The organism is Pseudomonas cyclaminis (genome assembly GCF_015163715.1).
Taxonomy (GTDB): domain Bacteria; phylum Pseudomonadota; class Gammaproteobacteria; order Pseudomonadales; family Pseudomonadaceae; genus Aquipseudomonas; species Aquipseudomonas cyclaminis.
This window is the reverse complement of sequence record NZ_JADDUM010000154.1, coordinates 1-17,306: the sequence shown is the minus strand read 5'-3', so window position 1 is coordinate 17,306 and position 17,306 is coordinate 1. Positions and strand designations below refer to the sequence as shown.

The window sequence follows — 17,306 nt, the reverse complement described above, 5'->3', positions numbered from 1 at the left end:
CACATTTTTTGCGTTGGCTTGAACCCGCGTCAGAAATCCAGGCTCACCCCGACATTGACCCCTTGCTGGGTCAAATTGTCATCCTTCCTCAGGTTATACGCCGCCCGTAACGCCAGCTCTTGAGTCAGTTTATGGCTGACTCCAAGGCTCAAGCGATCGGAATTGCTGCGAGGCGTATACCCGTCCAGCTTGAAGTCGATTCCCTGCACGCTGTTGAGCGAAATATTCACCTTCTGCGTGTCATTTTCGAACTCGTGTTCGTGAGCCACTTCGCCGAACACCTGGGTTTGCGGTGTGACGCGGTAGCTGCCTTGCAGCCCGACGCCCAAGCGCTTGGAATCACGTTGTTGATCATTGAAGGTCAGTGCGGTGGAGCGACTGCTTTTTTCCGAATAACCATTCACTTCGACGCGTGCATAATCGGCGCTGATGAACGGCGACACGTGCCAGTCGCTGCCCGGTGCAGCAAGGTCGTAGCCCAGCCGGCCGCTCAAGGCCCAGAGCCAGCCATCGGTATCGCCTTTTTCGGACGCTTCGTTCACGCCCAGGGCGAACTTGCGCTTGAGGCTGTCGAAGTCCAGTTTGCCACCGGTCAAGGCGGCATCGGCCCACCAGTGATTTTGCTGGTATTGAGCGAAGGCCGTGCCCATGTAGCTGTTGAGCTTGTAGTCCGAATCGTTGGTGCCAGCTTCCAGTGTCTGTCGATACAGGCCGGCGGCAACACCTACGCGCCAGTTTTCATCGAGCCGGTAGCTGCCGCCGATATTCAGGTTGTAGCCGCTGCCATCGCCACTGGCCGAACTGCTCTGGTCGTCGAAATCCAGACGCTGCCCACCGCCGGCCACGATTGCACGCCATTGACCGACGGCTTGCCAGTTGCCGTTGTCTGCTTGCCATTGATTGCGCAGCTCGTCCTGGTGGGCGCGCAATGTGCCTTGGGCCATTTCCGGCAGCAAGGTCAACTCCCAAGGCGCCGCCAGCAGCGAATAGGCGTAGTCGGCAATCAATTGTTGCCCCGCCACCGTAGGGTGGACCGAGTCGTTGTAGATCAGCTTGGTCGGGTCCGGGTTGGTACCGCCAATGCCATAGGTTGGGTTAGCGGTGCAGTTGTTGCCGCTGAAACAGGTGCCGGTCAGATTCTGCCCCGTGGCCAGGCCGAAGCGCGCTGGATCGGCGAAAGCTTCCTTCAACAGCAATGGAATATTCAACGGGATAACCTGGGCGTCGACGTACGACAGGCGCTGAACCAATGACTGGTTGAATATATTGCTCAGGGCCGAGGTTGCGGCCTGCTGCGGGGTGCCATTGATGGCGGGCGTCAACCCAAGGTCGGGCAACATCCACACCATGATGTAACGCGCACCGGCTTGTTGCAGCGCCTGGGCGCTGTCAGCCAGGCGCCCGCCGGCGGCGACCGCTTGTTCGGGGTTCAGTACGCGACCTTGGAGGAAGTCATTGCCGCCGCCGGAGAGAAAGTACAGTGCATTGGGATCGGCCCGTCCGCCGTTGGCTGGCAGATATCCCTGGCGGCTGCGCAAAACTGTACCCGCACCAGGGTTGCCGGGAGGGATGGCGGCATCTGAAACCGAGGTAATGGAGTCGAGGATATTGTCGGTACGGTAGCCACCGACGGCCCAGTTGTTGCCATCTGGCAAGCCCTGGGCTGCGCGAACCGGTGAGGTGGAGGCGGTCAGGTCGTTGGGGGCTACTCCCAGTTTCGCGCCCAACAGGGTCGATGAAACCAGGCCGTATTCACCCTGGAATGTCGGGCCTGTACGGTTGGTAAAGCGTAGCGTGGAGCCATTCGAGCCATCGGGAAACTGGCCCGCATCGGCCAGGCTGTCACCAAAAACCACCATCGTTGAATACGGTGACGGAGCTGCAAACGCCTGGGCGCATGCCAGTGACAAGAGACAGCTGGCAAGGGGCGCGAAAAATGCCGGTCTGAACATGCAAGGTTCCATTTGGTTGTTTTTGTATCGGAACTCAAACACTAGCAAAACTTCTGGCGTTTTCTGTAGGGATATACCGAATTCACCTACCGTTCCCCCCCGTATTTGCTACTCCATATTGCACCGCTGGCTAGGCTACGTTACTGTGCCTGAACGTATGAATGAGACCCTCCCCGTGTTGATCATCAGCAAACTCTTGATGCGAGTAGTCAAGGCACACGCCCGTTGGCGTTGGCGCGCCTGACATTTTTCTCTGCCGGCCGGCCGGACCTGTAACGATTTGCCTTCTTCACCCGTTGTCTGACGCCCCTTGCCGGCTACCCCGGCAATCGGAACGTGCGTCTGGCAGCGGGTCACTCTCTTGGAAGGCCGTCATTTGAAATCAGTGAATTCAAGAGGCTTGAACCCCACATGTTGCTGATGATTGATAACTACGACTCCTTTACCTACAACGTTGTGCAATACCTTGGCGAGCTCGGTGCCGAGGTCAAGGTCGTGCGCAACGATGAACTGACCGTCGCCGAAATTGCCGCCCTGAATCCGGAGCGCATCGTGGTTTCGCCAGGTCCTTGCACGCCGACCGAGGCGGGCATCTCCCTTGAAGCCATCAAATATTTCGCCGGCAAACTGCCGATCCTGGGCGTATGCCTGGGTCATCAATCCATCGGCCAGGCTTTTGGCGGTGATGTGGTGCGTGCGCGCCAGGTGATGCACGGCAAGACCAGTCCGGTATTCCACAAAGACCTGGGCGTATTCCAGGCCCTGAACAATCCCGTGACGGTGACCCGCTACCACTCGCTGGTGGTCAAGCGTGAAACCCTGCCGGAATGCCTGGAGCTGACCGCCTGGACCCAACTGGAAGACGGCACGGTCGACGAGATCATGGGCCTGCGTCACAAGACACTGAACATAGAAGGGGTGCAATTTCACCCTGAATCGATCCTGACCGAGCAGGGCTACGAGCTGTTCGCCAACTTTCTCAAGCAGAGCGGCGGCACGCGCTAAGGACTTTCCATGGATATCAAGACTGCCCTGAGCCGTATCGTCGGCCATCTGGACCTGAGCACCGCTGAAATGAGCGATGTGATGCGCGAGATCATGACCGGCCAATGCACTGACGCGCAGATCGGCGCGTTCATGATGGCAATGCGCATGAAGAGCGAAAGCATCGACGAGATCGTCGGCGCCGTCTCGGTGATGCGCGAGCTGGCGGACAAGGTTGAACTCAAGACCCTCGATGGCGTGGTCGACGTGGTCGGCACCGGCGGCGATGGTGCGAATATCTTCAACGTGTCGACCGCGTCCTCCTTCGTGGTGGCGGCGGCCGGTTGCACCGTGGCCAAGCACGGTAACCGCGCGGTGTCCGGCAAGAGCGGCAGTGCCGACCTGCTGGAAGCGGCCGGGATCTACCTGAACCTGACGCCGGTGCAAGTGGCGCGTTGCATCGACAACGTCGGCATCGGCTTTATGTTTGCCCAGTCCCACCACGGCGCGATGAAACACGCCGCCGGCCCGCGTAAAGACCTGGGCCTGCGCACCTTGTTCAATATGCTCGGCCCGCTTACGAATCCGGCCGGTGTAAAGCACCAGGTGGTGGGCGTGTTCAGCCAGGCGCTGTGCAAACCGTTGGCGGAAGTGTTGCAACGCATGGGCAGCAAGCATGTGCTGGTGGTGCATTCCAAAGACGGCCTGGACGAGTTCAGCCTGGCCGCCCCGACCTTCGTGGCGGAACTGAAGAATGACCAGATCACCGAATACTGGGTCGAGCCTGAAGACCTGGGCATGAAGAGCCAGAGCCTGCACGGCCTGGCGGTGGAAAGCCCGGCGGCGTCCCTGGAACTGATCCGTGATGCCCTCGGGCGGCGCAAGACTGAGAACGGTCAAAAAGCTGCGGAAATGATTGTTCTGAATGCTGGGGCGGCACTTTACGCGGCCGACCACGCCTATAGTCTTAAGGAAGGTGTCGAATTGGCCCACGATGCGCTGCACACCGGTCTGGCTCGCGAGAAGCTCGAAGAGCTGGGAGCATTCACCGCCGTATTCAAGATGGAGAATGAAGGATGAGTGTTCCGACCGTTCTGGAAAAAATCCTGGCCCGCAAGGCCGAAGAAGTCGCCGAGCGCCGTGCCCGCGTGAGCCTGGCTGAGCTGGAAGCCCAAGCCAAAGCCGCTGACGCACCGCGTGGATTTGCCAACGCGCTGATCGCCCAGGCCAAGCTCAAGCATCCGGCGGTGATCGCCGAGATCAAGAAGGCTTCGCCGAGCAAGGGCGTGATTCGCGAGCACTTCGTGCCAGCGGAAATCGCGGTCAGCTATGAAAAGGGCGGGGCGACATGCCTGTCCGTACTGACCGACATTGATTATTTCCAGGGTTCCGATTTGTTCCTGCAACAGGCTCGTGCGGCGTGCAAGTTGCCGGTGATCCGCAAGGACTTCATGGTCGACCCGTACCAGATCGTCGAAGCCCGTGCCTTGGGCGCCGACTGCGTGCTGCTGATCGTCTCCGCACTGGATGACGTGAAGATGGCCGAACTGGCGGCTGTGGCCAAAAGCGTCGGCCTGGATGTGCTGGTGGAAGTGCACGACGGCGACGAGCTGGAGCGGGCGTTGAAAACCCTCGACACGCCGCTGGTGGGGGTCAACAACCGTAACCTGCATACCTTTGAAGTCAGCCTGGAAAACACCCTCGACCTGCTGCCGCGTATCCCGCGTGACCGCCTGGTGATTACCGAGAGTGGCATCGTCAACCGCGCCGATGTGGAGCTGATGGAAATCAGCGGCGTGTACTCGTTCCTGGTGGGCGAAACCTTCATGCGTGCCGAGAACCCGGGGGCGGAACTGCAGCGTCTGTTCTTCCCGGAGCGTGGTGTGGCGGTGAGTGGTTCCACGCTCGATTGATGTGGAATGCGATCAAAATGTGGGAGGGGCTTGCCTCCGATAGCAGGGTTCCAGGCAATACATTGGCTGGTTGACCCACCGCTATCGGGGGCAAGCCCCCTCCCACATTGGGTTTTGTGTTTATGCAGAGAGGTAGGTGTTTGATGACTCAGCCCGTGATGATGACCGTCGAGGCAGGCCTTGCTGCTGAGCAAGATTTGTTGGGTGCGGTTTGCGCCGGTGAGTTGGAATACGGGCTGCTGTTCTGGCAGCCCAGCGATCAGGCATTGGTGATGCCACGCCGCTTGAGTCGACTGCCCGCTTTCGAGGTCGCCAGTCGCGTGTCCGCCGATGCCGGTTGGCCCGTGCTACTGCGCGAAACCGGCGGTGAGCCGGTGCCGCAATCGAGTGCTACGGTCAATATTGCGCTGGTGTACGCGCCGCCACGCAGCGAAGGCGATCAAGGCCGCATCGAAACCGGTTATCAGCGTCTGTGCCAGCCGATCTGCGATGTGCTGACCGAGCTGGGCGGCAATGCTTCCGTGGGTGAGATCGACGGGGCATTCTGCGACGGTCGCTACAACGTCAATCTCGATGGCCGCAAAATGGTCGGCACTGCCCAGCGCTGGCGGCAAAGCGGTGGTCGCCCGGTGGGGTTGGTGCACGGCGCTTTGCTGCTGGATAACGATCGCGAAGAGTTGATCGCGGCGGTCAACCGCTTCAACCAAGCGTGCGGCCTCGACCAGCGGGTTCGTGCCGACAGCCATATCGCCTTGCACGAAGCGTTCCCTGCGCCGGATGCCATCAGCCGGTTGGATACCTTGTACCGTCAGATGCTGGCCAGCTTCCTGCCGGTTTAGCGGGTACCGAACACCACCATTGTCTTGCCTTTGACGTGCACCAGGTTGCGCTCTTCCAGATCCTTGAGCACGCGGCCGACCATCTCTCGTGAACAGCCGACAATGCGCCCGATTTCCTGGCGTGTAACTTTGATCTGCATGCCGTCCGGGTGAGTCATTGCATCAGGCTGTTTGCACAGCTCCAGCAGGCAACGGGCCACGCGACCGGTGACGTCGAAGAATGCCAGGTCGCCGACTTTGCGCGTAGTGTCGCGCAGGCGTTGGGCGATCTGGCCGCTAAGGGCGTAGAGAATGTCGGGATCGTGTTGGGCCAGTTCGCGAAATTTGGTGTAACTGATCTCGGCCACTTCGCACTCGACCTTGGCCCGCACCCAGGCGCTGCGCTCCTGTTCCTTGCCCGCTTGTTCAAACAGCCCCAGCTCCCCGAAGAAATCCCCGGTGTTCAGGTAGGCGATGATCATCTCGCGGCCGTCTTCATCCTCGATCAGGATGGTGACGGAGCCTTTGATAATGAAGAACAGCGTTTCGGAGCGCTCGCCGGCGCAGATGATGTTGTGCTTGGCCGGGTAACGCCGGCGCTGGCAGTGCATCAGCAACTTGTCGAGATTCTTGATCTTGGGTATGGGCGTCAGAGCAACCATGGTTGTATCCCGAAAGGCAGCGCGAGGTGGTTGGAGTTGTTGTACTCAGCGGTATCGGCATTGATACACGTTGTGTGAAGAGTGGCAATACGCCACTCATTTGGCGCCAGCTTAACAGACACATTCTGACTCGATTAGCCAATTTACCGAGTAAGCCCCGTTATTGATCACATTGACGGGAAACGCTGCCGCGCTCGGGCCCTGTGCTAAGCTGGCGACCCTTTTTTAGCAGTGGAGTCTGGGCGATGAAGGCACGCATCCAATGGGCGGGCGAAGCCATGTTCCTCGGTGAGTCGGGCAGTGGCCATGTAGTGGTCATGGATGGCCCGCCGGAAGCCGGTGGCCGTAACCTGGGCGTACGTCCGATGGAAATGCTCCTGCTGGGCGTGGGCGGTTGCAGCAATTTCGACGTGGTCAGCATCCTGAAAAAATCCCGCCAGGCCGTGGAAAGCTGCGAAGCGTTCCTGGAAGCCGAGCGCGCCACTGAAGATCCCAAGGTGTTCACCAAGATCCATATGCACTTCGTGGTAAAGGGCCGGGGGTTGAAGGAGGCCCAGGTCAAACGTGCTATCGAGCTGTCGGCAGAGAAGTACTGCTCGGCGTCGATCATGCTCGGCGCGGCCGGTGTGGCCATTACCCACGACTACGAGATCGTCGAGTTGGGTTGATCGCACATGGCAAAAGAAAAGGGCGCTTTGAAAGCGCCCTTTTTTTCGGCTGCAGGTTGGGTCAGATACGGTAGGTGCTTTTTGTCATGACCTTGGCCAGCACGCTCATGCCGAACCGCACTGGCGCCGGGAAGCGGAAGCCGCCGGCATCCAGGGCGCTTTCAGCGTGGTGTTCTTCATCGATACGCATCTGCTCAAGAATGGCCCGGGATTTTTCGTCTTCGGCCGGCAGTTGTTCCAGGTGTTCATCCAGGTGCTTGCACACTTGATGTTCCGTCGCGGCGACAAAGCCCAGGCTGACCTTGTCGCTGATCAACCCGGCAGCAGCACCGATGCCGAACGACAAACCGTAAAACAGTGGGTTGAGCACGCTGGGGTGGCTGCCCAGTTGGCGAATGCGTTGCTCGCACCAAGCCAGGTGGTCGATTTCTTCCTCGGCCGCATGCTCCATGGCTGCGCGTACCTGCGGCAGCTTGGCGGTCAGGGCCTGGCCTTGGTACAACGCCTGGGCACAGACTTCGCCGGTGTGGTTGATGCGCATCAAGCCGGCGACATGACGCGTGTCCGTCTCGCTCATCTGCGCGTCGGGCTGCACAATGGCGGGCGACGGACGGTACGGTTGGCCGCTGAAGGGCAGCAGCGTGCGCATGGCCATGTCGGCTTGCAGCAACAGGCGATCAATCGGCGAGTAGTGACGTTGGGTAGTCATGCTGACCTCCGGGAAGAATCTCGGCGGCCAGTTTACCGCAAGAGATGGGTGAGCGTTTGCCCTGAGTCAATTTGCCCTTGTGGCGAGGGAGCTTGCTCTCGTCCAACTGCGAAGCGGTCGCAAACTCCCGGGTAATCCTCAGCCAGGAGGCCAATTCATCTGGCGCTGACCCAGCACGTGCATATGGATGTGATAGACAGTCTGACCCCCATCCTCATTGCAGTTCATAACTACGCGGAAACCTTTCTCACAGCCTTGTTCCACGGCGAGGCGCTGGGCGGTAAACAGAATGTGTCCGGCCAGGGCTTTGTCATCTTCCGTGAGGTCATTCAGGGTGCGGATCGGCTTCTTCGGGATCACCAGAAAATGCACGGGTGCCTGCGGGGCAATATCGTGGAAGGCGAGGACCTGATCATCTTCGTAGATGATCTTCGCGGGTATTTCTCTGTTGATGATCTTGGTGAACAGAGTATCCACAGCTGTTTCTCCATTATGAAAGTGCAGGGGGAGTGTACTCAGCCGGTCAGCGTGGGCAATAGGCTTTGTTGATTGCACCGGCGATCTTGCGAGTCAGCCAGCGCGGGCTGAAACGTGGGCTGAACGCCAGCCAGCGATTGCGGCGGCCGGGGATGATGATGGCTTTGTTCTTTTCCAATGCGCGCACGGTGTAGAGAGCGACCTCTTCCGGGCTCATCAGTTGTTCGCTGCGATCGAGTTTGGCGATGTCCATTTGCGCCGTGCCGAAAAATGCAGTGCGCGTAGGGCCGGGGCAAAGGACCGAGACCTTGATACCGCAGGTCTTCAGTTCTTCACGTAACCCCTCGGAGAAGTGCAGCACATAGGCTTTACTGGCGTAGTAGCTGCTCATCCACGGGCCGGGTTGGAAGGCGGCAATCGATGCGACGTTGAGAATCTGCCCGCCGCCTTGCAACGCCATGGTATTGCCCAGGGCGTGACACATGCGGGTAAGGGCGAGGATATTGACTTCAATCAGGTCTTGTTCGGTCATCCAGTCCTGGGCCAGGAATGGCCCGCTGGTGCCGATGCCGGCGCAGTTGACCAGCAAATCGATCTGCCGCTCGCCTTCTTCAAGCTCCAGCAGGAACCCGGACAAGCGCAGCGGCTCGCCCAGGTCGCAGGCACGAAACAGCACCTCGACGCCGAAGCGCTGAGTCAATTCGAGTGCAATGCTTTCCAACTGATCACGCTGGCGGGCCACCAGAATCAAGCTGCGGCCGCGACGGGCCAGTGCTTCGGCCAAGGCCAGGCCAATGCCGCTGGAGGCACCGGTGATCAGAGCGTAACGGGTCATGCCTTTCTCCATCGCAACGCCCCCATCGATGATGGAGGCATCACGGATGGGGGCGCTTCTTTACTGTTCTTCTGCAGAGTCTACAGGTTCGGCCGCTTCGTCAGCACTTTGGGCGTCTTCTTCATCAACGATGACACTTTGATCGGTGTCTTCATCGGAGGTGATGGAGCTGCTTTCGTAGCTGCTGTCCACGTTCGCCTCGAGTTGGTCCAGGTAGCCGTTCATGCCCAGCGACACCACGATGATGAGCATCAGTGGAATGAATGCCAGCCACAGGGAGGCCAGGACCTTCACCGCAGTGGAGTTGCGCGGTGGCGGCGCGCCGTACTGGTTGGCCCCCGAGTTCCCTGGCACGACCAGCAGCAACAGCGGGAAAATGCTGTTGACCAGCGGCACGAGGTTCAGCAGGTACAGCCAGCCCGACCAGCCCAGGTCGTGCAGGCGCTGCACGCCGATTTGCACACTCACGACCACAACCGCAACGAACAGTGCGAAACCGAGCAGCGAGCCAACAATGATGGCTATCGTCGGCGACGCGGTCGCGATGGCGAAGCCCACAGTGCTAAGGATGCCTGCTGCGACGAGCATTGCGACGGTCAGTACCAGCGTCCATGCCAGATACCGCAGGCGGCCAATACGGCCATTGATCGTGAAGATCTTGAGCGTGGCGTATTCCGGGAGGCTGTCACCCACGGCAGAGCGCGGAGGCGCGTACGGTGAAGCGGCTGGGCTGGAGAAGTCTGTCGCACCAGAGCTGGTCTCGTGGGTCTCGGCGAGGCTGAAGGCCACGGGCTGTTCAGCTTCGATGCGTGCGTCCACGCCGGCGTTTTTCAGCGCGGTGAGGTAGGTTTCGGCATCAGGGCGTGACAGGTCACGTTTGAGTGCCACCGGGCGACCGGTGAAGAGTTTCTCGATGTCCTCGACGGTGCTCTTGAACAGCTCAGCCAGGTTCAGCTTGGCCGTGGTGCTTTCGACACCCGGGAGCAAGGCTCCATCAAACACAATCTTGAAGCGGTTGTCGCTCATGCGGGCTTCCTTGTCACTTATTCAGGTGGGGGGCGCAGGCCCGCTCAATCGGCAGACCTGTCAGTTGGGTCAGCGTGGCCAGCGCAATTGTGCAGCCTGCTCGCGCGCCTTGCGGTATTCGGCATCCAGGCGGGCGACGAGTTCATCGACGCTGGGCAAATCATCAATCTCACCGACGCCTTGGCCGGCGGACCATACGGTCTTCCACGCCTTGGCTTCGTCGCCCAGCGGCTTGAGCTTGGAACCGAAGTTGACTTCGCCTTTGCCTTGCAGGGCTGCGAGGTCGAACCCGGCATTTTCCAGGCTTTGGCGCATAAAGCTAGCCGGAACGCCGGAGACTGCGGGAGTGTGCACGATGTCGGCGGCGCGCGATGTGAGCAGCATCTCTTTATAGGCATCTGGGGCGTGGCTTTCGGTGGTACCGATAAAGCGCGTGCCGAAATACGCCAGGTCCGCCCCCAGCAACTGGGCGGCGAGGATCTCGTGCCCATGATTGAGGCACCCAGCCAGCAGCAGGGTTTTGTCGAAGAACTGCCGAATCTCGGCAATCAGTGAGAACGGGCTCCAGGTACCGGCATGGCCACCTGCGCCTGCAGCCACGGCGATCAGGCCATCGACCCCTGCTTCAGCGGCTTTTTCGGCATGGCGCCGGGTAGTGACATCGTGAAATACCAGGCCACCATAGCTGTGCACGGCATCTACCAGCTCTTTTACCGCGCCCAAACTGGTAATCACGATCGGCACCTTGTGCTCGACGCAGATCGCCAGGTCCGCCTCCAGGCGCGGGTTGCTGTTGTGCACGATCAGGTTGACGGCATACGGAGCGGGGTTTTCCAACTGCGCCAGGCCCGCTTCGATTTCCTCCAGCCAGGCTTTGAAGCCACTGCTCTCGCGCTGGTTAAGCGCGGGAAAGCTCCCGACCACACCATTGCGACAGCAGGCCAGGACCAGTTGCGGGTTGGAAATCAGGAACATCGGCGCCGCCACCACTGGCAGGCGCAGACGTTGTTCAAGCAGAGCGGGCAGCGACATTGGAGGTACCCCGAGTAATTGAAGTTAGAACGGTTTGACCACGACCAAAATTACGATAGCCAGCAATATCAGAACCGGTACTTCATTGAACCAGCGATAAAAGACATGGCTGCGGGTGTTTTCGCCACGGGCGAAGCGTTTTACCTGCGCGCCGCACATGTGGTGATAGCCGATCAACAGCACGACGAGGGTCAGCTTGGCGTGAATCCAGCCGCCGGACTGAAAGATGCTTGGGTTGAGGTAGATCAGCCAGCCGCCGAATACCAGGCTGGCGATCATCGCCGGCCCCATGATGCCGCGGTACAGCTTGCGCTCCATGATGCTGAAGCGCTCCTTGCTCACCGTGTCTTCGCTTTGGGCGTGGTAGACGAACAGGCGCGGCAGGTAGAACAGCGCTGCAAACCAGCAGACGATGCTGACGATGTGGAGGGCTTTGATCCATAGATAGAGCATTTCTAGTTATTCCCAGGTTCACGGTAGTCGAGATAGTAGTGGCTCATACGTCCATACGTCACGTTGACGGTTGTCGCAGGACGATACGGCCCCTATTATCGACGGCTTTCCAGTGGTTCGTTGAGGGCAGGTTTATGGTCAAGGTCGGTATCGTCGGCGGCACGGGTTACACCGGTGTCGAATTGCTGCGTCTGTTGGCTCAGCATCCGCAAGCTGAGGTGGTGGTCATCACCTCTCGATCCGAGGCAGGCCTGGCCGTGGCCGATATGTACCCGAACCTGCGAGGCCACTACGACGGCCTGGCGTTCAGCGTTCCGGACATCAAGACCCTTGGCGCCTGCGACGTGGTGTTCTTTGCCACGCCTCATGGTGTTGCCCATGCGCTGGCCGGTGAGTTGCTGGCGGCTGGCACCAAGGTGATCGACCTGTCGGCGGACTTCCGTCTGCAGGACGCCGATGAATGGGCCAAATGGTATGGTCAGCCACACGGCGCGCCGCAGTTGTTGGAAGAGGCGGTGTACGGCCTGCCGGAAGTCAATCGTGAGCAGATCAAGCAGGCTCGCCTGGTTGCGGTGCCGGGTTGCTATCCAACCGCGACGCAACTGGGCTTCCTGCCGTTGCTTGAAGCGGGGCTGGCGGATGCTTCGCGCCTGATCGCAGATTGCAAGTCCGGCGTCAGCGGTGCAGGCCGTGGCGCGGCGGTAGGTTCTTTGTACTCCGAGACGTCGGAAAGCATGAAGGCCTACGCGGTAAAAGGGCATCGCCATTTGCCGGAAATCCGCCAGGGACTGCGTCGTGCTGCCGGTAAGGACGTGGGCCTGACCTTCGTGCCGCACCTGACGCCGATGATCCGTGGTATTCACTCCACGCTGTATGCAACCGTGGTTGACCGTTCGGTAGACTTGCAGGCGTTGTTTGAAAAGCGCTACGCCAATGAGCCGTTCGTCGACGTAATGCCAGCGGGCAGCCATCCGGAAACCCGTAGCGTGCGCGGCGCCAACGTGTGCCGGATTGCGGTGCATCGTCCGCAGGATGGTGATCTCGTTGTGGTGCTGTCGGTGATCGATAACTTGGTCAAGGGCGCGTCGGGCCAGGCGGTGCAGAACATGAACATCCTGTTCGGACTGGACGAGAAATTGGGTTTGTCCCACGCGGGCATGTTGCCTTAACGGCAGCCGCAAGCTGCAAGTTGTCAGCGGCAAGCTTGAGGCTCCAGGCTTGAATCTTGCCGCTGCTCCCTTAATAGTTGACCGATTTTCTAGGAGAAGCGGATAATGCCCGCCATTACGCATATGGCGGCGCTACGCCGGGAGATTATCAGCATGAGCGTTGAATCCTTCACCCCCACGGCTTTGCAATTCACCCACGGTGCTGCGCACAAGGTGAAGAGCCTGGTCGATGAAGAGGGTAATGATCGCTTGAAGCTGCGCGTATTCGTTACGGGCGGCGGTTGTTCAGGGTTTCAGTACGGTTTTACCTTCGATGAAGATGTGGCCGACGATGACACCATCGTTGAGCGCGAGGGCGTGAGCCTGGTTGTCGACCCGATGAGTTTCCAGTACTTGGCAGGCGCCGAGGTGGATTATCAGGAAGGGCTGGAGGGTTCGCGTTTCGTGATCAAGAACCCTAATGCCACCACTACCTGCGGTTGTGGGTCTTCGTTCTCAATCTGATCGAGAGTGAATGCAAAAAAACGCCGCTTGGCTTTCATGGGCCAAGCGGCGTTTTGCTGTCTGGGATTTAGGCGGGATAGATCGCGCCCAACACCCGCAGTCCGCGTGCGCCAGTGACGCTGGGTCGGTTGGCGGCAATGCTTTCCAGGCAGCAATGGGCCAGCCAGGCGAAGGCCATGGCTTCGACCCAGTCGGGGTCTACGCCGTACGCGGCGGTGCTGCTGACCTGAGTAGATGGCAGTAGGGCGGCCAGTCGCTTCATCATGGCGGTGTTATGTGCGCCGCCACCACAGATCAAGAGCGTTTCTGTCTGCGATTGTGCCGATTGCAGGGACTCGACGATGGTCAGAGCGGTCAATTCCAGCAGGCTCGCCTGTACATCTTGTGGGGCGAAGGCTGGTAGGCGGCTCAGGTGCTGTTGCAACCATCCCAGGTTGAACACTTCGCGGCCGGTGCTTTTTGGGCCTTTGGTCAGGAAGAACGGGTCGCTGAGCAGTGCGTTGAGCAACTGAGGTTCGACTTTGCCGCTGGCTGCCCACTGGCCATCGCGATCAAAGTGATCGCCGCGTTGTAGATGAATCCAGGCATCAAGCAAGACATTGCCGGGGCCGCAGTCGAAGCCGGCTACGGGCTTGCCGGTCTCAATCAGGCTGAGGTTGCTGAAACCGCCTACGTTCAGCACCGCACGATTGCCGGTGCTTTCGCCAAACAATGCTTCATGAAACGCGGGTACGAGCGGCGCGCCCTGACCGCCGGCGGCGACATCGCGGCTGCGGAAGTCGCTGACCACGGTGATGCCCGTCAGCTCGGTGAGCAAGGCTGGGTTGCCGATCTGCACCGTAAAGCCCCGGGCGGGTTCGTGGCGGATGGTCTGGCCATGGCTGCCGATCGCGCGGATGTCCCCAGGCTTGAGGTTTTGCTGTTCGAGCAGCGTATGAATGCCTTGGGCGGCGAGGGTAACCCAGTGCTGCTGGGCAATCGCTGAGCGGGCAATCTCGTCCGGACCGCTGGCGCACAGGCTCAGCAGCTCTGCGCGTAGGGCGTCAGGCATCGGTGTGTAGTGCGTGGCGATCAAATTGACTGCCGCGCCTTGTTCAACCAGGGCTATGTCCAGGCCATCGAGGCTGGTCCCGGACATCACGCCTATATAGAGCGGCATGGCTTAACGCTTCGCCGAAGCCAGCAGGGTGGACCGCTCTTGGTCCATGCGTGCCATCAGCGGCTGGCTTTGTTGCATGAAGCGCGCACGCTCTGCTTTGGCAATTGGGTCGGCCATCGGTAGTTTCTGGCCCAATGGATCAACGTGTACGCCGTTGACCTGGAACTCGTAGTGCAAGTGCGGTCCGGTAGACAGGCCGGTGGTGCCGATATAACCGATCACCTGGCCCTGCTTCACGTTGCCACCCGTCTTCACGCCCTTGGCGAAGCCTTGCATGTGGCCATACAAGGTACGGTAAGTGTTGCCGTGCTGGATGATCACGGTGTTGCCGTAACCACCGCGACGGCCGGCCAGCAGGACCTTGCCATCACCCGCAGCCTTGATCGGCGTACCGCGTGGGGCGGCATAGTCGACGCCTTTGTGGGCGCGGATTTTGTTCAGAATTGGATGCTTGCGACCCATGGAGAAACGCGAGCTAATGCGAGCGAAGTCCACCGGGGTGCGGATGAAGGCCTTGCGCATGCTATTGCCATCGGCGGTGTAGTAGCTGCTGTTGCCTTGTTTGTTGGTGTAACGCACGGCGGTGTAGGTCTTGCCGCGGTTGGTGAAGCGTGCGGAGAGGATGTTGCCTGTGCCGACAACTTTGCCGTTGGCGACTTTCTGCTCGTAGATCACGTCGAATTCGTCACCCTGGCGGATGTCTTGAGCGAAGTCGATGTCGTAGCCAAATACGCTGGCCATGTCCATGGTCATGCTATGGGACAACCCAGCGCGTGCAGCAGATTGCGACAGTGAACTGTTGATCACGCCGTGAACGTAGGCGGAGCGCATCACCGGTTTGGTGGTGGTGCGATTGAAGGCGAAGCCTTTGGCGCCTTTGGTCAGGGAGATGCTTTCGAGGTCGCTGACATTACTGTGCAGGTTGTTCAACTGGCCGTCGGGCGTCAGTTCGAACTCAAGCTTCTGGCCGTGTTTCAGTTGGGTGAACTGCTTGGCTTGTTTGTCGCTTGCCAGCACGTCGTTAACGGCGGCGGCGGGAAGGCCAACTTTCTCGAAAAGGGTCGAAAGCGTATCGCCTTTTGCGACGATCACTTCGCGGTGCTGAGGGTTCTTGGCGGCGTCTGCGAGGGGCTTTTGCGGTTCCTTAGCGGCCTGCTGGGTTTCTTCGGGCGTGTTTTCTATCTGGGCAAACGGCGATTCAGATGGGGCATTTGTGGCTTGTTGAGCGTCGGAAGCGTCTTGATCTTGTGTCAGTTGTTCAACTGGACTCTCCAAGTCAAGGCTCAGGGATGTTCGTTTGGCTTCTACGTCACTGGAAGGGAATACCAGGAGTGCCAGGCTAAGAAGGGCGGCGATACCACTTGCAGCGAGCAGGTGGGTCTTCGGGTAAAGCGGCGGCGCTTTAGACGGTTCAGTGGTCATAGGTAATTTTGACTTTGAAGATGAAATGGAAAAGATGAATGACATGATGAAGATGAAATAACTGTATAAAATATAACCAAATCATCTGTGGCGCAAGCTCGCGAACGCTGGGCTTGCTGAACGGTGTCCGTGCGCAGGGCAAAACTTGTAATTAGTCCCTGATCTTGTATGGTTGGTTCCCTTTTGAATCTGAGCCTTGCGGGTCTGTTATGAAGTCGGTTGAAGAGCAGCTAGCGCTGATAAAACGTGGTGCGGAAGAACTGTTGGTCGAGGCCGAGCTGATCGAAAAGCTCAAGCGTGGCCAACCCCTGCGTATTAAGGCTGGCTTCGATCCGACGGCGCCGGATCTGCACCTTGGTCACACCGTGCTTATTAATAAGTTGCGTCAGTTCCAGGAGCTGGGGCATCAGGTCATCTTCCTTATAGGTGACTTCACCGGGATGATTGGCGATCCGAGTGGCAAGAGTGCCACGCGCCCGCCGCTGACTCGTGAGCAGGTTCTCGACAATGCCGAGACCTACAAGACCCAGGTGTTCAAGATCCTTGATCCGGCCAAGACCGAAGTAGCGTTCAACTCCACCTGGATGGACCAGATGGGGCCTGCGGACTTCATTCGCCTGACCTCCCAGTACACTGTTGCGCGGATGCTTGAGCGCGACGACTTCGATAAGCGCTACTCCACCAATCAGCCGATTGCTATTCATGAGTTCCTGTATCCGCTGGTTCAGGGTTATGACTCGGTGGCGTTGCGTGCCGATGTGGAGTTGGGCGGGACTGACCAGAAGTTCAACCTGCTGATGGGGCGCGAGCTTCAGCGTGCGTATGGGCAGGAGGCGCAGTGCATTCTGACCATGCCGCTGCTGGAAGGGCTGGACGGCGTCAAGAAGATGTCCAAGTCCCTGGGTAACTATGTGGGTATCCAGGAGGCCCCAGGTGTGATGTACGGCAAGCTGGTTTCCATTCCTGATGCACTGATGTGGCGTTACTTCGAGCTGCTGAGCTTCCGCTCCATGGATGAGATCAATGCGTTGCGTGCTGATGTCGAGGCTGGCGCGAACCCGCGTGATGTGAAGATCAAGTTGGCCGAAGAGATTGTTGCTCGTTTCCATGGCGAGGAGGCTGCGGCCAGTGCTCACCGTGCAGCGGGTAATCGTATGAAGGATGGCGAACTGCCGGATGATTTGCCTGAGGTCGAGCTGACTGCTGGCGAGGCTATGCCGATTGCGGCTGTCCTTAATAAGGCAGGCCTGGTCAAGAACTCGGCCGTAGCCCGCGACCTTCTGAATTCTGGTGGTGTGCGTATAGATGGTGAAGTGGTAGATCGCACCTTTATATACGAACTGGGCGCGACCCATGTTTGCCAGGCGGGGAAGAAGGCGTTTGCGCGTATTACGCTCAAATCCGAATAAGGTTGAAGTTAAGGGTTGACGGCGAATTATATCTGTCTATAATTCGCCCCACTTCCGGCGCAGTCGAAACGGAAAACTCCTTGGTAAACAATGGGTTACGCAGTTTTCGGCAGC

Annotated in this window: 18 protein-coding genes; 8 read left to right on the top strand and 10 right to left on the bottom strand. The window is 59.2% G+C overall.

Going from position 1 to position 17,306, the window contains the following annotated elements; translation table 11 throughout:
• Positions 1–29: 29 nt before the first annotated feature.
• A complete protein-coding gene (gene estP / locus IQK56_RS19055; RefSeq protein WP_193862795.1) occupies positions 30–1,952 on the bottom strand; it encodes an esterase EstP in 1,923 nt (640 codons plus the stop codon).
• A 411-nt stretch (positions 1,953–2,363) separates the two neighbouring features.
• On the opposite strand from estP, the gene IQK56_RS19050 reads away from it, so the two are divergent.
• The 4 genes from IQK56_RS19050 (at position 2,364) to IQK56_RS19035 (ending at position 5,688) form a co-directional block, all read left to right on the top strand.
• The gene (locus tag IQK56_RS19050) at positions 2,364–2,957 is read left to right on the top strand and encodes an aminodeoxychorismate/anthranilate synthase component II (RefSeq protein WP_122307627.1); all 594 of its coding nucleotides are present in this window, start codon (positions 2,364–2,366) and stop codon (positions 2,955–2,957) included.
• 9 nt (positions 2,958–2,966) lie between these two features.
• On the top strand, positions 2,967–4,016 hold the full coding sequence (trpD, locus tag IQK56_RS19045; RefSeq protein ID WP_099585652.1) for an anthranilate phosphoribosyltransferase: 1,050 nt from the start codon (positions 2,967–2,969) through the stop codon (positions 4,014–4,016).
• Positions 4,013–4,849 (top strand): indole-3-glycerol phosphate synthase TrpC, encoded by an 837-nt coding sequence (trpC, locus tag IQK56_RS19040; RefSeq protein ID WP_122307626.1) that lies wholly within the window; start codon positions 4,013–4,015, stop codon positions 4,847–4,849. Before trpD ends, trpC begins: the two co-directional genes overlap by 4 nt.
• A 143-nt stretch (positions 4,850–4,992) precedes the next feature.
• Positions 4,993–5,688: a lipoate--protein ligase family protein gene (locus IQK56_RS19035; RefSeq protein WP_193862785.1), complete on the top strand. Its 696-nt coding sequence runs from the start codon at positions 4,993–4,995 to the stop codon at positions 5,686–5,688.
• Here the strand turns inward: IQK56_RS19035 and crp are convergent.
• A complete protein-coding gene (gene crp / locus IQK56_RS19030) occupies positions 5,685–6,329 on the bottom strand; it encodes a cAMP-activated global transcriptional regulator CRP (RefSeq protein WP_099585649.1) in 645 nt (214 codons plus the stop codon). The two genes, IQK56_RS19035 and crp, sit on opposite strands and share 4 nt — an antisense overlap.
• 245 nt (positions 6,330–6,574) lie before the next feature.
• Here crp and IQK56_RS19025 point away from each other — a divergent pair, with 245 nt between their 5' ends.
• Positions 6,575–6,997, top strand: a complete 423-nt coding sequence (locus IQK56_RS19025; RefSeq protein ID WP_020295492.1) for an OsmC family protein — start codon at positions 6,575–6,577, stop codon at positions 6,995–6,997.
• Positions 6,998–7,058: 61 nt separating this feature from the next.
• Here the strand turns inward: IQK56_RS19025 and coq7 are convergent, their stop codons facing one another.
• The 6 genes from coq7 to hemJ all read right to left on the bottom strand — a co-directional run bounded on the left by coq7 (position 7,059) and on the right by hemJ (position 11,529).
• Positions 7,059–7,706, bottom strand: coding sequence for a 2-polyprenyl-3-methyl-6-methoxy-1,4-benzoquinone monooxygenase (gene coq7 / locus IQK56_RS19020; protein ID WP_017138087.1), 648 nt, complete (start codon positions 7,704–7,706; stop codon positions 7,059–7,061).
• Between the two features lie 138 nt (positions 7,707–7,844).
• Complete coding sequence (locus IQK56_RS19015; protein ID WP_003194682.1) at positions 7,845–8,183, bottom strand: histidine triad nucleotide-binding protein; 339 nt, start codon at positions 8,181–8,183, stop codon at positions 7,845–7,847.
• A gap of 46 nt (positions 8,184–8,229) precedes the next feature.
• Entirely contained in the window at positions 8,230–9,018 is a 789-nt protein-coding gene (locus tag IQK56_RS19010; RefSeq protein WP_150677360.1) for an SDR family NAD(P)-dependent oxidoreductase, read from the bottom strand.
• A gap of 60 nt (positions 9,019–9,078) precedes the next feature.
• Positions 9,079–10,044: a DUF805 domain-containing protein gene (locus IQK56_RS19005; RefSeq protein WP_122307623.1), complete on the bottom strand. Its 966-nt coding sequence runs from the start codon at positions 10,042–10,044 to the stop codon at positions 9,079–9,081.
• 69 nt (positions 10,045–10,113) lie between these two features.
• Positions 10,114–11,076: an NAD(P)H-dependent flavin oxidoreductase gene (locus IQK56_RS19000; protein ID WP_122307622.1), complete on the bottom strand. Its 963-nt coding sequence runs from the start codon at positions 11,074–11,076 to the stop codon at positions 10,114–10,116.
• A gap of 24 nt (positions 11,077–11,100) precedes the next feature.
• Positions 11,101–11,529, bottom strand: a complete 429-nt coding sequence (hemJ, locus tag IQK56_RS18995; RefSeq protein WP_099585644.1) for a protoporphyrinogen oxidase HemJ — start codon at positions 11,527–11,529, stop codon at positions 11,101–11,103.
• Positions 11,530–11,663: 134 nt separating this feature from the next.
• Here hemJ and argC point away from each other — a divergent pair, with 134 nt between their 5' ends.
• Complete coding sequence (gene argC / locus IQK56_RS18990; RefSeq protein WP_193862780.1) at positions 11,664–12,698, top strand: N-acetyl-gamma-glutamyl-phosphate reductase; 1,035 nt, start codon at positions 11,664–11,666, stop codon at positions 12,696–12,698.
• A 153-nt stretch (positions 12,699–12,851) separates the two neighbouring features.
• Positions 12,852–13,202 carry an iron-sulfur cluster insertion protein ErpA gene (erpA, locus tag IQK56_RS18985; protein ID WP_003176443.1) on the top strand — a complete coding sequence of 117 codons (351 nt, stop codon included), beginning with the start codon at positions 12,852–12,854 and terminating at the stop codon, positions 13,200–13,202.
• Between the two features lie 67 nt (positions 13,203–13,269).
• On the opposite strand, the gene IQK56_RS18980 is transcribed toward erpA, so the two are convergent.
• A complete protein-coding gene (locus IQK56_RS18980; RefSeq protein ID WP_150760186.1) occupies positions 13,270–14,361 on the bottom strand; it encodes an anhydro-N-acetylmuramic acid kinase in 1,092 nt (363 codons plus the stop codon).
• 3 nt (positions 14,362–14,364) lie between these two features.
• Entirely contained in the window at positions 14,365–15,783 is a 1,419-nt protein-coding gene (locus tag IQK56_RS18975) for a peptidoglycan DD-metalloendopeptidase family protein (RefSeq protein WP_122307619.1), read from the bottom strand.
• A gap of 209 nt (positions 15,784–15,992) precedes the next feature.
• Here IQK56_RS18975 and tyrS point away from each other — a divergent pair, with 209 nt between their 5' ends.
• A complete protein-coding gene (tyrS, locus tag IQK56_RS18970; RefSeq protein WP_150677363.1) occupies positions 15,993–17,192 on the top strand; it encodes a tyrosine--tRNA ligase in 1,200 nt (399 codons plus the stop codon).
• The last annotated feature ends 114 nt before the right edge of the window (positions 17,193–17,306 follow it).